Origin of the sequence: Ponticaulis koreensis DSM 19734 (genome assembly GCF_000420665.1) — a bacterium.
Lineage (GTDB): Bacteria > Pseudomonadota > Alphaproteobacteria > Caulobacterales > Hyphomonadaceae > Ponticaulis > Ponticaulis koreensis.
In genome coordinates, this window is record NZ_ATVJ01000001.1 from 936,483 (window position 1) to 950,725 (window position 14,243).

General features: G+C 55.0%; 15 protein-coding genes. 6 read left to right on the plus strand and 9 right to left on the minus strand.

The window, feature by feature from the left end; genetic code table 11:
* Together G523_RS0104975 and G523_RS0104980 are read left to right on the plus strand one after the other, a co-directional pair.
* The gene (locus G523_RS0104975; protein ID WP_022693931.1) at positions 1–549 is read left to right on the plus strand and encodes a hypothetical protein; all 549 of its coding nucleotides are present in this window, start codon (positions 1–3) and stop codon (positions 547–549) included.
* 61 nt (positions 550–610) lie between these two features.
* Positions 611–1,342: an inner membrane-spanning protein YciB gene (locus tag G523_RS0104980; protein WP_022693932.1), complete on the plus strand. Its 732-nt coding sequence runs from the start codon at positions 611–613 to the stop codon at positions 1,340–1,342.
* A gap of 3 nt (positions 1,343–1,345) precedes the next feature.
* On the opposite strand, the gene G523_RS0104985 is transcribed toward G523_RS0104980, so the two are convergent.
* Entirely contained in the window at positions 1,346–1,885 is a 540-nt protein-coding gene (locus G523_RS0104985) for an NUDIX hydrolase (protein WP_027441466.1), read from the minus strand.
* A gap of 151 nt (positions 1,886–2,036) precedes the next feature.
* Here G523_RS0104985 and G523_RS0104990 point away from each other — a divergent pair, with 151 nt between their 5' ends.
* A complete protein-coding gene (locus tag G523_RS0104990) occupies positions 2,037–2,603 on the plus strand; it encodes a MarR family winged helix-turn-helix transcriptional regulator (RefSeq protein ID WP_022693934.1) in 567 nt (188 codons plus the stop codon).
* Positions 2,604–2,613: 10 nt separating this feature from the next.
* Here G523_RS0104990 and ccmD read toward each other — a convergent pair whose 3' ends face one another.
* From ccmD to ccmA, 4 genes are read right to left on the minus strand one after another with little or no spacing between them, the layout of a single operon-like run.
* Positions 2,614–2,787 carry a heme exporter protein CcmD gene (gene ccmD, locus G523_RS20615; RefSeq protein WP_022693935.1) on the minus strand — a complete coding sequence of 58 codons (174 nt, stop codon included), beginning with the start codon at positions 2,785–2,787 and terminating at the stop codon, positions 2,614–2,616.
* Positions 2,784–3,512: a heme ABC transporter permease CcmC gene (gene ccmC, locus G523_RS0105000; protein ID WP_022693936.1), complete on the minus strand. Its 729-nt coding sequence runs from the start codon at positions 3,510–3,512 to the stop codon at positions 2,784–2,786. Before ccmC ends, ccmD begins: the two co-directional genes overlap by 4 nt.
* 10 nt (positions 3,513–3,522) lie before the next feature.
* Positions 3,523–4,179 carry a heme exporter protein CcmB gene (gene ccmB / locus G523_RS0105005; protein WP_022693937.1) on the minus strand — a complete coding sequence of 219 codons (657 nt, stop codon included), beginning with the start codon at positions 4,177–4,179 and terminating at the stop codon, positions 3,523–3,525.
* On the minus strand, positions 4,176–4,811 hold the full coding sequence (gene ccmA / locus G523_RS0105010) for a heme ABC exporter ATP-binding protein CcmA (RefSeq protein ID WP_324603001.1): 636 nt from the start codon (positions 4,809–4,811) through the stop codon (positions 4,176–4,178). Before ccmA ends, ccmB begins: the two co-directional genes overlap by 4 nt.
* 116 nt (positions 4,812–4,927) lie before the next feature.
* Here ccmA and acnA point away from each other — a divergent pair, with 116 nt between their 5' ends.
* Both acnA and G523_RS0105020 read left to right on the plus strand, forming a co-directional pair.
* A complete protein-coding gene (gene acnA, locus G523_RS0105015; RefSeq protein WP_022693939.1) occupies positions 4,928–7,612 on the plus strand; it encodes an aconitate hydratase AcnA in 2,685 nt (894 codons plus the stop codon).
* Between the two features lie 180 nt (positions 7,613–7,792).
* Positions 7,793–8,470: a DUF1223 domain-containing protein gene (locus G523_RS0105020; RefSeq protein WP_033232315.1), complete on the plus strand. Its 678-nt coding sequence runs from the start codon at positions 7,793–7,795 to the stop codon at positions 8,468–8,470.
* Here the strand turns inward: G523_RS0105020 and G523_RS0105025 are convergent.
* The 3 genes from G523_RS0105025 to G523_RS18040 are packed head-to-tail and all read right to left on the minus strand — an operon-like array spanning position 8,467 to position 12,649.
* On the minus strand, positions 8,467–9,393 hold the full coding sequence (locus tag G523_RS0105025) for a DUF4340 domain-containing protein (RefSeq protein WP_022693941.1): 927 nt from the start codon (positions 9,391–9,393) through the stop codon (positions 8,467–8,469). The genes G523_RS0105020 and G523_RS0105025 overlap by 4 nt on opposite strands.
* The gene (locus G523_RS0105030) at positions 9,390–11,924 is read right to left on the minus strand and encodes a Gldg family protein (RefSeq protein ID WP_022693942.1); all 2,535 of its coding nucleotides are present in this window, start codon (positions 11,922–11,924) and stop codon (positions 9,390–9,392) included. Before G523_RS0105030 ends, G523_RS0105025 begins: the two co-directional genes overlap by 4 nt.
* Complete coding sequence (locus tag G523_RS18040) at positions 11,921–12,649, minus strand: ABC transporter ATP-binding protein (RefSeq protein ID WP_022693943.1); 729 nt, start codon at positions 12,647–12,649, stop codon at positions 11,921–11,923. The genes G523_RS0105030 and G523_RS18040 overlap by 4 nt, the downstream gene beginning before the upstream one ends.
* 323 nt (positions 12,650–12,972) lie before the next feature.
* Here G523_RS18040 and G523_RS18045 point away from each other — a divergent pair, with 323 nt between their 5' ends.
* A complete protein-coding gene (locus tag G523_RS18045) occupies positions 12,973–13,311 on the plus strand; it encodes a DUF2794 domain-containing protein (protein WP_022693944.1) in 339 nt (112 codons plus the stop codon).
* A gap of 6 nt (positions 13,312–13,317) precedes the next feature.
* Here the strand turns inward: G523_RS18045 and G523_RS0105050 are convergent, their stop codons facing one another.
* The gene (locus G523_RS0105050; protein ID WP_022693945.1) at positions 13,318–14,241 is read right to left on the minus strand and encodes a flagellin; all 924 of its coding nucleotides are present in this window, start codon (positions 14,239–14,241) and stop codon (positions 13,318–13,320) included.
* Positions 14,242–14,243: the final 2 nt, after the last annotated feature.

Sequence of the window (14,243 nt, forward strand, 5' to 3'; positions counted from 1 at the left end):
ATGGAACACGCAGGCACGCTGGACACGCAAGCCACTCCGAAGGCGAGTGATATGTTCCCATCCCATCTTGTTTGGGTGGAATCCTTCTGTCTCTTTGCCAGCGCGGTTCTGGTGTTGTTTGCGCCGCCTTCTGTTCTCAATATTGTTTTATTTTCTGGTCTGGCTCTTCTCTGGCTGTCGATTAGCCGTTCTATTGCCGAGTACCGAAATACAAAGCAAATCTCTCGTCAGAAACTTGCGCTCAAACTGACCGCCTGGGGCTATCCTCTGGTGTTTCTGATCGGCTGGGGTCTGAAGAGCCTTGTCGATTTGCCCTCGCTTTCCGATGGAATGTTCTGGATTGCGTTTCTGGCGCTGGCCGTAGCCGCCGTTATGCCGCGTCGCTTTGTGGTCAGCCGTTTTGGTGATGATGAAAAGCAGGTTCTCAACCATTTCCAGACCGCAGCGAAAGAGCGCTATCGCGGTTGGGTGCCAATCTATGCAATCGGCGCCGCCGTAATGGGCTGTATGTGGGTGGTTCTGTCCGCGACAGCTTTCATCTCGGCATAATTTCCCGCTACCCGCGCGAATGTGATTGAACTCTTTGGCGGAATAGTGCGTAAACAGAGCCATGACTGACGCACAAGATACTGCTGACAAGCAACAGAGCAAAAGCCCGACAAGCCTTTGGGCAGAGCTCGGACCTACTATCGCTTTCATCCTGACGTACACGCTGATGGGACGCGTTCCCGATCAGGATGGCATGTTTTCCGGAGATAAGGCGATCTTCTGGGCAACTGGCGCGCTGATGCTGTCTACGGCAATTGTGATTGGCCTGAAGCTGTCGCGGAAAGAAAAAGTCCCGCCAATGCTGATCCTTTCGGGCAGTGTTGTCGGCTTTTTTGGTGTGCTGACGATCGCGCTTCAGCAGGAAGCCTTCGCTTACATTAAGCCGACGATTATCAACCTCCTGTTTGCGGCGGTGATCCTTGGCGGTCTTGCAGCGGGTAAAAACCTCTGGAAGCTGATGCTGGAGCATGCTTTCGAGCTGCCGGACAATGCGTGGAACACGCTCGCCTTCCGCTGGGGGCTGTTCTTTATCTTTCTGGCCGTGCTCAATGAGTGCATCTGGCGCTATTTCTGCCCGGCACCGGAAACACCGCTGACTTTCCTCGGCCTGACGCTGGTGCCATCAGAACCCTACACCCTGTTCGGTATCGAGCTTGGCTCGCGTGATCAGGAAGGTGTCTGGGCCTGGATGAAGCTTGTAAACTTCCCGATCGTGATCGGCTTCATGCTTCTGAACCTGCCTTATGTCATGAAGTACTGGTCGCCGGATAAGAAAGACGAGGCGGAAAGCTAAGCGCTATCCGCGTGTCATATGCTCCGTGCCTTCCGGATTTCCGAAAGGTGGGTGGACCGTTTCGCCGTTAAGACTGTGCCATTGTTTGAGCGCCCAGACGGCTGACGGAAATGCCATCTCCTTCCATGGAATTTCATCCCAGGTGACCAGCATCACATCCTGACTTTCCGGCCCCGCAGCAATGTCTGGCGAGCGAAGCTTTGCTTTGAACATGATCTGGACCTGCGAGATGCGCGGAATGGAATAAACCGCCAACAGGCGTTCAATCTCGATATCGGCGCAGGCTTCCTCGCGAGCCTCGCGCGCAGCCCCTTCTTCAATGCTCTCGCCATTTTCCATAAAGCCTGCAGGCAGGGTCCAGAAACCGAGCCGCGGTTCGATGGCACGTTTGCAGATGAGGATTTTATCTTCCCACGTCACAACCGAGCCAACGACAATTTTGGGGTTTACATAATCGATGAAATCACAGCGCTGGCACATGCGGCGTTCGCGATCATCACTTTCCGGAATTCCGATTTTAAAGTCTGCTGGCGCGCGTGACATGCTTCCCCCTTTATCTTTTTCTGGTCGAATAATGCCCGATTTCGGAAAAATCATCCGCACACGATCAAGTTTCACGTGACTGAAACAATTGCGTATTATGCTTATCAGTGAAGCCACGCTGTCAACATGTAACAAATCGGGGGTGCACGCCGTGGAAAATATCGATCAGGACAAACCATTCAGCCTTGATAAGTCGGCAAGTCACCTGCTTCACCGCGCGCAGCAATTTGCGTCCGAGCAGTTTGATGGGATGAGTGACGCGGACATTACACTTCGTCAGTTTGCGGTACTTGCGGCCGTAAATGAAAACGAAGGCTGCTCTCAGTCTGACCTTGTGAAAACGACCGGCATTGACCGCTCTACCCTGGCGGACATGGTGGCGCGCATGGAAAAGCGTGGCCTGCTTGAGCGCCGTCAGGCCAAGCTGGATGCACGCGCTAAATCGGTACATATGGCGCCAGACGGAACGGCGGCACTGAATACGGTTCTGCCAATTGTTCAGCGTGCAGATGATGCCATTCTCAACATGATCCCGCGCAACCGACGCCGTGCTTTTGTCGGTATTCTGGGTCTGCTGGCCAATGTGGACTGGGCAGACTTCGAGGAGCTGGATTCTCCGGTAGATGTGAAGGCGAAGAAGAAAACGAACGACGCCAAGACCGAAGAGAAAAAGAAGAAAGAGAAGAAGAAAAAGAAGAAGGACAAAAAGGGCAAATAGCCCTTCAGCATCAGTCTTTTTCAGAAGCGCTCGCCTGCTCCAGCATGGCGAGCTTTTTCTTTGCGCTCGTCATGCGGATAATGGTCCAGAGCGCGACCCCACCCAGCGTAATCGCTGAGATCACATAGCTTGCCCATATGAAGACATCGCCGGAATTGACCTGACCGGTAAGTGCTTCGTTCATGATCCGCTCCTGTTGAGGCGTGCGAGCTTCGCTTCATACTGGCGATTCTGAATGTCGGCGCGCATCGCCGCCATGAGAAGAGCGCCGAACACGAACATCATCGCGAAGAGATTATAAAGCAGTGGCCAGAAGAACTCGCCCGCAAGGCTGGAGCCGCTCATCGTGATGAAACCCGCCGGTTGGTGAAGCGTATTCCACCAGTCGACAGAGAATTTGATGATTGGCAGGTTCACTGCTCCCACAAGGCAGAGAATGGCGCCAGCGCGGGCCGCGTCCTGCTCACGCTGGAACGCTGAACGCAGAGCCATATAGCCAAGAATGAGGAAGAGCTGGAACAGCATGCTGGTCAGGCGCGCATCCCAGATCCAATAAGTGCCCCAGGTCGGACGGCCCCAGAGTGCACCCGTAATGAGGCAGATGAAGGATAGCGCGGCAGCCGTCGGCGCGGCGCTCTTGGCGGCGACATCGGCCAGCGTGTGCTTGAGTGTCAGATAGAGAAGGCTGCCGACAGCCATCGTGGCGTAAGCGGCCATGGAAACCATCGCGGCTGGCACGTGAATATACATAATCCGCGCGGTCGCGCCCTGATACTGTTCCTCCGGCACGAAGAAAATCGCCCAGATCCAGCCGGTCGCAAGCATGATAATGCCAAGCCCTGCAAACACAGGCAGAAGCCATTTTGACAACGCCATAAAGCGGTGTGGATTTGCGAAAGTCGAAAACATGCGCGTGTCTCTATTCCAGTTTGAGTGCAAGTGACATTGCAAATGGTGAGATGGCAAGTGCGGCAAGGCTGTTTGCGGCAAGAAGGCTCAGGCCGGCACCGAAGGTCTCTCCAGTGAGGAGGTGGTTAAGCTCCTCTGCACCGAAGATCACAACCGGGACGAAGAGCGGCAATACAAGAAGCGCAACAAGTGGTCCGCTGCGTCGGAGGCCGGCTGTCAGGGCTGCGCCAACGCCGCCCCACAGGAAAATCGTGATGCTGCCAAGCAGCACGGGCAGGATGGTGGCCGCGCTGACTGTCTCGGCGCGCATCATAACGGCGGCAATCGGTGTGAGAAGCGCGATCGGCAGACCGGAAACCAGCCAGTGTGCGGCGACCTTTACGAGGGTGACCAGTTCCATGGAGAGGCCTGCAAGACGCTGATGGTCCAGAGCCCCCGTCTCAAGGTCAGCCTGAAAAATGCGCTCAAGCGTGGTGAGCGAGGCAAGGCAAAGCGCTACAAAAATCAGGCCCGGACCAAGCGCAGACAGAAGGCGCGGCTCCGTGCCGACGCCAAGTGGGGCAAGGAAAATCGTTCCAGCAAAGAAGGCGGCAGGAAGGAACAAACCTGAGCCGCCCGCCCATGCCAGCACCAGTTCGCGGCGGAAAACGGCGAGTACACCCCTCATTTTGCATACTCCCCGAGGTCCAGAACCGTGTCTGGCTGGAGTTCCAGCGGATCATGCAGCGCGGCGAGGATTGAACCTCCCGAGCCCAGATGCTCACGCATCAGATCGCATAAGAGCGCCTGACCGTGCACATCGAGCGCAGAAGCGGGTTCATCCAGAAGCCATAGCTTACGCGGAGCGACGAGAGCGCGTGCGAGCGCCACGCGTTTTTTCTGTCCGGCGGACAGAGAATAGGCGGGAACATTCTGACGAATGGTAAGTCCAACACGCTCAATTGCCGCGCTAATCCTGTCGCGCGGGGCGAAGTGCATGTCGGCCCAATCCTTCAAATGTGAGAGCGGCGTTTCGCTGGCGCGAAGCCCGTGTTCATGGCCGAGAAAAAATGGACCCTGATCGCGGAACTCTTCAGCGCGGGATACGTTCCCTGTTTCAGGTTCGATAAAGCCCGCAATAATTCGCAAAAGCGTTGTCTTACCTGTCCCGTTCGGCCCTTTAAGAGCAGCAAAGCAGCCACTAGATAAGATGAAGTCCAGACCAGAGAACAGTAAGCTATACCCTCTGACGGCTGTAAGGTTGCTGATTTGCAAGGCAAATTCGGAATTTAACGGGTCTTCAGACAAACTAGCTTCCAAACATGGCGACAGACGAATTGCAGGTGGCGGGCTGTGGCGATAAAAAATCGTTCAACGGACCTCCACACTGACCATGTGTAGCCAGTTTGCATATACGCAGGAAGGAAGAAAAGCCCATGGCATCTCTCGACAGCTTCAAGTCCAAGAAAACACTTACCGTAGGCGACAAGACTTATACCTATTTCAGTCTCGAAGCAGCTGCGGCGAATGGCCTTGGTGATGTAACCAGTCTCCCGGCCTCTCTCAAAGTGCTTCTTGAGAACATGTTGAGGTTCGAGGATGGCACGACAGTCACCGCAGACGATATCAAAGCGTTCGCGGCATGGCTGACCGATAAAGGCTCTGCCCAGCATGAAATTGCTTATCGTCCGGCGCGCGTCCTCATGCAGGATTTCACCGGCGTTCCCGCCGTCGTTGACCTTGCTGCCATGCGTGACGCTGCTAAGGCGCTGGGCGCTGACCCGAAGGCGATTAATCCGCAAGTGCCTGTTGATCTGGTCATCGACCACTCGGTCATGGTGGACTATTTCGGCCATGCAGACTCGTTTGAAAAGAACGTGGCGCGCGAGTACGAACGTAACGCTGAGCGTTATGAGTTCCTGAAATGGGGCCAGACCGCCTTTGAAAACTTCCGCGCTGTGCCGCCGGGCACTGGTATCTGCCACCAGGTAAACCTTGAATATCTGGCCCGCACTGTCTGGACCAAGGAAGAGGGCGGCGAAATGATCGCCTACCCGGATACCTGTGTTGGTACGGACTCTCACACCACAATGGTGAATGGCCTGTCGGTCCTCGGCTGGGGTGTGGGCGGTATTGAAGCGGAGGCGGCTATGCTCGGCCAGCCGGTCTCAATGCTGATCCCTGAAGTCATCGGCTTCAAACTCACCGGCAAGCTGGCCGAGGGCGTTACAGCGACTGACCTCGTTCTGGTTGTCGTCGACCTGCTTCGTGAGAAAGGCGTGGTTGGTAAGTTCGTTGAATTCTACGGCCCGGGTCTTGCCAATCTGTCTCTTGAAGACGAGGCAACAATTTCAAACATGGCGCCGGAATATGGCGCAACGTGTGGCTTCTTCCCGGTCGATGACGAAACGCTGGATTATCTGAAAACAACCGGCCGTTCTGAAGAGCAGATCGAACTCGTCAAAGCCTATGCGAAAGCGCAGGGTATGTGGCGCGCTGATATGGGAGACCCTGTCTATACCGACACACTCGAGCTTGATATTTCTACAGTCCGCCCGAGCATTGCCGGCCCGAAACGCCCGCAAGACCGTATTATTCTGGATGATGCTGCCGACGCCTTTGCAACAACGCTGGGCACTGAATTCAACAAGCTCGATGAAGCGACTAAGCGTGCTAAAGTCGATGGTGAAGAGTATTCTATCGGCCATGGCGATGTTGTCATCGCGGCGATCACATCCTGTACAAATACATCCAACCCGTCTGTCATGATTGCAGCCGGCCTTGTTGCCAAGAAGGCAGTCGAGCGCGGTCTTACAGTGAAACCATGGGTGAAGACGTCGCTCGCACCAGGCTCTCAGGTCGTAACCGATTATCTGGCGAAAGCTGGTCTTCAGGATGACCTCGACAAGCTTGGTTTCGATCTGGTCGGTTATGGTTGTACGACCTGTATCGGTAACTCTGGTCCGCTGCCTGAGAAAATCTCCAAAGCGATCAGCGAGGCTGACCTCGTTGCGACGTCAGTTCTCTCCGGTAACCGGAACTTTGAGGGCCGCGTAAACCCTGACGTTCGCGCCAACTATCTGGCGAGCCCGCCACTGGTTGTCGCTTACGCGCTGGCAGGCTCTATGAACATCAATCTCACGCAGGATCCGATCGGATATGATGATGAGAATGAGCCGGTATACCTCTCAGACGTCTGGCCATCGAACGAAGAGATTACGGCTGTTGTTCGTGAATGCGTGACACCTGAAATGTTCGACACGCGTTACGGCGACGTGTTCAAAGGTGACGAGCACTGGCAAAAAATTGAGGTGAAAGGCGGCGAGACATATGGCTGGCCTGAATCCACATACGTGGCGAACCCACCATATTTCGCAGGCATGACGATGGAGCCAGATGCGATCAACGACATCGAGAAAGCCAATATTCTCGGCCTGTTCGCTGAATCAATCACGACGGACCACATCTCGCCTGCGGGTAATATCAAAGCCGATAGTCCTGCGGGCCGCTGGCTGGCGGAGAATGGTGTGCCGGTCTCCGAGTTCAACTCTTACGGCTCACGACGCGGTAATCATGAGGTCATGATGCGCGGTACGTTTGCCAATATCCGCATCAAGAACCAGATGGTTCCGGGTACTGAGGGCGGCGTGACCAAGCTCTGGCCTCAGGGCGACGTCATGTCGATCTATGATGCGGCGATGAAGTACAAAGATGTCGGAAGAGAGCTCGTTGTGTTTGCTGGCGAGCAATACGGTACAGGCTCATCGCGTGACTGGGCGGCGAAAGGTACTAACCTTCTTGGTGTGCGCGCTGTTCTCGCAGACAGTTTCGAGCGTATTCACCGCTCCAACCTGATCGGTATGGGTGTGGTTCCGCTTCAACTGCCGGAAGGCAAAGGCTGGCACGACCTTGGTATGAAGGGCGATGAGATCGTCACGATCAAGGGCATTGCTGATCTGAAGCCGCGTCAGGATGTTGAAGTCCTGATCGAGTTCCCGAGCGGTGAGCACGATATCGTTCTGGCGAAGCTGCGCATCGATACGCAAAACGAGCTGGATTACTTCAATAATGGCGGCATCCTGCACTATGTGCTGCGCAATCTGGCGAGTGAAGCAGGCTAAAACCTGCCCAAAGTATGCGAAAAAGCCCCGTAGCCATGTGCCGCGGGGCTTTTTTCATGGGAACTGCTATTTGTACTATTGGTCACAGCCAGTTGATTGGTAAGTGTGCGTCAGCTTAGCTAATTTGGTCCCATGAGAAAAACTGATTTCAGATCCCTGTTTTTATTGAGCGCTGGTGTGATGTGCCTGAATGGCCTGTCTGCACAGGCCGACTCTGTGACCTCACGTCCGATACTGGTTGAGCTGTTTTCGAGCCAGAGCTGCGTCGCATGCCCGACAGCAAACGAAATTCTGATCAATCTGACAGAAGAAGATCAGCATATTTTCCCGATCGTATGGTCCGTACCTTACTGGGAATATATGGGCGTCGAAGAGCCATACGCCGAGCCTGAGTTTCTTGTTCGCCAGCGCAATTATGCAGAAGCGTTTGACCTTCGCGGTCCGTATACGCCGCAGGTTGTTGTCGATGGCTGCACGCAGAATTCGGGCGTATCCGAATCCAATATTGTAGAGCGTATCCATCATGTGGATCACGAGGCCGATCCGGGAACGCGTGTGCATGTGACGGATTCGCTTGTTGAAATTTCAACGCCTCAGCCTGTTGCGCCGTCAGATATCTGGCTTGTCGGCTATCGTCCGGGCATCACAGTTCTCAGCCCTGATCGCGGCGGTAATTCCGGCACGGATCTTCCGCATATGAATATTGCAACCGGGCTAGACAAAATCGGCACCTGGGATGGCACGTCCGGCGCGAGCTTCACATTTGAGTGCGAGCACGAAGCCTGCCTGGTTATTCTGCAGGAGCAGGACTCTTACGAAATTCTCGATTTCGGCACAGTCCCATTGGTGACGGGTTAAAGTTCCAGCGCGAGATCGAGCGCGGATAGTTCGTCGATTTTGAACTCCCGTCCCGCATATAGCTGCATGTCGTCGCCAAATCCCTCAAAGCGGAAGCGTGCCCAGACGGCATCATTGTCCTGCAGGAGTTCTATTGCCTGCATGCGGTCACCGGCATAGTCGAAATAGATAGTGTAATAGGCCCGTGTCAGGCCTTCGCGGCGCACATCTTCAAATTCCAGAAATCGGGAGGTGAAGATCGCGGCATCGATTGTCTCTTCCGGAATAACCTCGCCCTGATCGGTGACCCAGTTTTCACCATTTCGCAGAATGGCTGCCGTTTGCCCGCCGCCCCGAATGCTTATGGCGGTCACGTCATCTTGCGGGCGCGGAAGCGTGTTGTTTCCGAGTGAAATCCAGCGCAGCGCGTTGTAAAGCGGGGGCAGGACTTCGTTCAGGCGCCAGGTCTGATCATCGCCGCGGAGGCGACCGTATTGAGCGGCGTCTTTTCGTCCAAAAATGAATACGTCGTCCTGATCATCGAGTCTGATGGCCGCGCCATACCCGCCTTCGTCCGGGTCTGTAAGGCCGATGCTGGCATGACGCTCTGCCAGAGCCGTAGAACGGGCTGCGGGCGCCAAAACCTGAAGCGCGCTCAAAAGTTCAGAGACACTTTCCTGCCGGGCAGGGAAGTCGGCTTTCTCGCGTAGGGTCCACGCATCGCCCGATCTGACGAGCGTGTACATCGCTTCAGAGGTGGTGATCTCAATCTCCTGCGCGCTGGAAATCGCGTCGCTTGAATAAAGCGGGCGGGTATCAACAGAGCTGTTCTGCGGCACTGAGGTCAGGATGCTATGCACCAGAAGGAACAGACAAAGCGTCAGGACAAACAACGTTACGATAACGAAACGAGTTTTAGCAGGCATTTTCTCGACGAAAGTCATCGAGCAAACCTCCTGACCCAAAGCCTGATGGTCGCGCTGAGCAGGAATGCGAGCAGTGCCGGAAACCAGATTGTCCACCAGCGAAGCCATGCTTCCAGACCGTCGATCTTTTGTCTGAACTGACGCTGAAGATCGCGTAAGGCTTCGCGGGCTTGAAGGTATTCCGTTTGTAGACGGACGTTATCTGCTTCGCTTGAGGCTTCAATCTCTGCTTCGAGTCCAAATAGCCGGTCTTCGATTGCGGTCTGTTCAGCGAGATATAACGTTTCGGCTTCGTTACGAAGCTCTGTAACCCGTGTCATTGGGCGAATTGCAGGTGGGCGAGCGCGGAGCCGGGCAAGTTCAGGATTTCCCGCGAACTGGTCAATCGCCGTCATCAGGAAGGCACGGTTGTCCGCAATCGTCGTGCCGTCCTGAGGATTTATATAGAACGCATCGAACAGAATATCCGTATCCGGAATAAACAGGATATTGGCCTGCTGTCCCTGACTTATAAAACCGGTGTTTGAGTTCACTTCGCTTGCAGCGAGGCGCGCCAGTACAGGGTCATCCGGCAGGTCCGGCTGCGGAGCGGCCGTAAAGAATGATGGGAATGAGCCACTCAGCCGCGCGGCAAGCGTGATGGCCCCTTCATGCGGTTGCATCACATTTCGGGCCGTCGTTGGCGTAAGAGACACATTGCTCCGTGCGTCTGCGGATATGAGAGCAGGTGTATCGCTGGTGGACACGAGCGGTGTCAGGCTGACCGCATCACTATCGTCAAATACCAGATATCCCGCGGCCCCGAAGTTTATCGGTTGCCTGAGATTGGCGGTCAGAAAATCTTCCCGATCAAACAGAGCCGGTCCGGGCGCAGGGAATATTGGCTGGCTGACTGTACGGTTTCCGGAGGCTGATTGCACCGTCACAGGCAGGCCGAGGCTTTCGTCGGCGACGATATCGCTCGTCAGCGTAAGCCCCCAGCCTGTCATCCAGCCCCGCAAGGGCTCTGCGATCTGGCGGGTTTGATGCATCACCGGCTCAGGGTCTGCCAGCACAATCAGATTGCCACCAGAGAGGAGATACTGATCGAGAAGATAAAGCGTATAAGTGCTGAGATGCTCCGGCTGGGCTATGATAATCGCTTCAAGACCGTCTGGCAGAGAGTACATATCACCCGTCAGCCAGCTCACCTGATACTGATCTTCTATCGCGCGCTGGATCGCCGATCTCTGAGTGCCGGTGATCACGTCGTCGAGCGCTGGAATGTCTGACAATATTCCGAGACGGGATCGCGTCACACTATCCAGTTGAGAAATCATTCGCGCGACTTCAAACTCCAGGCGATGATCCTGCTCGGGTGCAAGGAATGGAATAGCTTTCTGATCATCAACCAGATTTCTACCACTCAGGCCGAAATAGAGCGGGTCGATCCCCTCGGTTGGAACAGCGGAGATGCCTTGCGTAATCGCGAGATCTTCACCGGAAGAGAAGGGGGCGGGATTGACCATCCGAATACGGATATTGCCATTCGAAGCGACGGCAAAGGCGTTCAGGAGCGCTTCTACCCTGTCTGCGTGCGCGCGGATGTTCGGGTATTCTGCTCCAATGTCTTCACTGTAGAACAGTGTGAGATCAATCGGTTCTTCTACGGATGCCGCAAGCGCTCGTGCGCCGGGAGAGAGCGTATTGAGTTGGTATCCTGTGACATCAATCCGCACTTGCCCGATGGTGAGATCGAGCGTTGCCCGCAGTGCAGGAAAGCCCAGAAATAGAACGGCAAGTGTTGCGCCTGTCCAGCTTCGCCAGACTGGATGCCCAGGTCTCCGGCGCGCATCGAGAAGCGTGACGCCCGCAATGCAGAACAGGGCCATCAGGCTGAGATAAATCAGTGGATCAGAAAGCCTTAAAACGCCGCGCTGAGCATTTGTCAGCAGCGAGAATAGCCCGAAACTATCAAGCCAGCCCGTTAAAAGGCGCGCGGGCAGGTTTCCGGCAATATCGGTGACAATGTTCAGTCCTGCGACCAGCAGAATGAGATTGACGGTTACACCAAGCACAAGCGCAACGACTTGCTGGCGTGTCACGGCAGAGAAGGTCATTGAAATTATCAGAAAAAGCGCGCTGATCAGTATCAGATGCAGATAATTGAGCGCGATCAGCCCATGGTCCGGCGCACCTAGATAGCTGACCACAATCCAGTAGGGGAGCGTTGCAGCCAGAGCGGCGATCAGCACTGTGAGGCCTGCAAGCGCTTTAGCCAGATGAATCTTTATGAGCGGGACGGGTGCGGTGAAATAGATATCCGACGAGCGGCTTTTAAGGTCTTCACTCCAGAGCCGCATGCCGATGGCTGGCGCAAGGATCGCCAGAAACCAGGGCTGGAACTGGAAGAGCGGATCAAGATCGACCCGTGCCGTATCAAAGAGGCGGGCAATATTCCACGTGGCGAGACCGGAGAGTAACAGATACACGCCAATGAATACGTAAGCGAGCGGGCTTGCGAAGAACGCACGAAGTTCACGTTTGCAGACAGACTTGAAAGGGCTCACGATTGTGCCTCCGCGTCCTGAAGAAGGTCTGCGAAGGCTGTTTTCAGCGTGCCGTCGCGTGCGCGTGCCGCAAGCGCAATAGTGCGGTCATCAAATACCTTCTTACCGGCACTCAGGACGATTATCCGGTCACAGATCGCGCCAACGTCTTCTAGGCTATGGGTGGAGATCAGAAGGGTTTGCTCGTCTCTGTGACTTGCAAGGCTTTCAAGCACGTTGTCTTTCTGGAACGGATCGAGCCCGTCAGTCGGCTCGTCGAGAAACAGGATTTTCGGGTTGCCGAGAAAGGCACCAGCGAGCGCGGTTCTGCGCTTATAGCCTTTAGACAAGGTTTCAATCGTCTTGGTACGGACATTTTCAAGATTGAAGCGCTTTATCGCGCTTGAGACATCGCCCTCGGTGATACCAATGCGGAGCCCGGCGAGGGTTTTGAGATGTGCTTCAACCGTCAGGTCTTCAAACAGAGGCGCGCCTTCAGGCAGAAAGCCGAAACAGGCCTGCGCGGCGCGAAGGTCTGATGAAAGATCATGGCCGAGAATACTGACATGCCCCTCATCGGGTAGTAGCCTTCCTGTGAGAAGTGACAGCGTTGTGGATTTGCCAGCACCATTGAGACCAAGCAGGCCAACAATTTCGCCCTTATGTAATTCGAAGCTGACGCCATCCAGCGCGGTATGAGCGCGATACCGTTTGGTTAGTTTCGATGCCGTTACAATCGTGTCCACACTGCCACTCCCGTCCACGGGGAACATGCCACAGATTTGGTTACCAAAAAACGCGTTACCAGAGGCAACGCGTTTTGATTGGGGAGTTTCATCATGTGTCCCGTTTGAACGGGTGTCGGGTACCGGCATTAGCGAACGCCCAGGGGGCTGGGGGGCTGATGGGTCTGGAGCGAACACCTGCCAGCGCCCGACCCTTTCAATATTGGGTATCGTGATAGGCAAAGAAGGGGGTGATTTGCGGCAAGTTTGTGTTTTTGATTAAATCTTCTTCACAAACAGACCCTCACTCTGGTCTAGTGAGTGTGGAAGCGCATGGTATCTGAATGAACGTTCAAACTCGTACGAATAACGCGAAAACTCACGAGCCGGTTTTCTTTCATCGGCTCGAACTTGATCAGATAATGGGCGTGTATGGCCGTATGGTTGCCGCCGGCGAGTGGCGGGACTACGCGCTCAACATGCATAAAGACCGCGCCGTCTTTTCCATATTCAAGCGCGCCGCTGAAATGCCGATATATCGTGTCGAAAAACAGCCCGCACTGGCAAGGCGCCAGGGTGCATTTTCTATTGTTTCCGCGGAAGGCGTAATTTTGAAACGCGGACATGAGTTGAAGAGCGTTTTGGCCTTTTTCGACCGCAAACGCTTCAACGTGATCGGCTGACCCGAACTATCGCAGCAGGTTGACCAGAGACAGGTCCTGAATGGTGTTAAACACCGAAGCTGTCGCCTGATATTGAAGCTGTGCCTGATTGAGTTGCACTGCGACTTCCGCGAGATCTACATCTGTTATGTTCGCGGACAGAGATTCCAGAAGGTCACGTTCAGAGGTGTGGCGTTCAATCGCCGCATCAGTCTCATTGAGCACGCGGCCGTTTTTTCCTTGTGCCTCAATCAAGCCCTCATAAACAGATTTCATCTGCGACAGAGCTGATTTGATTGCGTCTTGCTGGGCTTGCGTCGGGTTCTCGGAGAACGGGCCGTCCACGCTTTCAGCGAATATCTGAAGGTCACGCAGAATGGTCAGAGACTCTTGGGAAATCTCATGTGCGAGAGGCGCTTCGTCTACGAGGCGGGATTTGTCGATACGTACCTGAACGGCGCTCGCATCTGAGTTCACAGCATCTGCGAGCGGATTATTGGCGAGATCGCTGATTGAATCGGTGACGATGGGCGCTTCGGTCGGGAGATTGCCTCCGAACATGTATTTGCCGTTCAGCGTCGCGTTGAAAGAGGACTTGAGGTCGGAAAACGCGGCAGAAATATCGCTACCGACGGAAGAGAGATCGCCAAGAGCCAGCGCGTTAGTCAGCTTTTCGCGGAGCGTGCCGACAACGTCAGCCGCGCGGCCGATATGTGCATCCTGTAAATCAAGGCGTGTGGTCAGTTCTTCGGCTGACGCTTTATAGGCTTCGGCCTGCGCGCGCATGCGATCAAGGCTGACGACAGTGCGGGCATCCGAACCATAGCCTTTCAGGTCTTCGGCTTCGCGCTGGGTGGCGGTCTTGCGCTGCGCGTCAAACAGTTCGCGCTGTGCGCGCTGCAAATCGGTCAGCGCGTTTGAATTGATCATGCTGGAGGCGATGCGTGTCATGC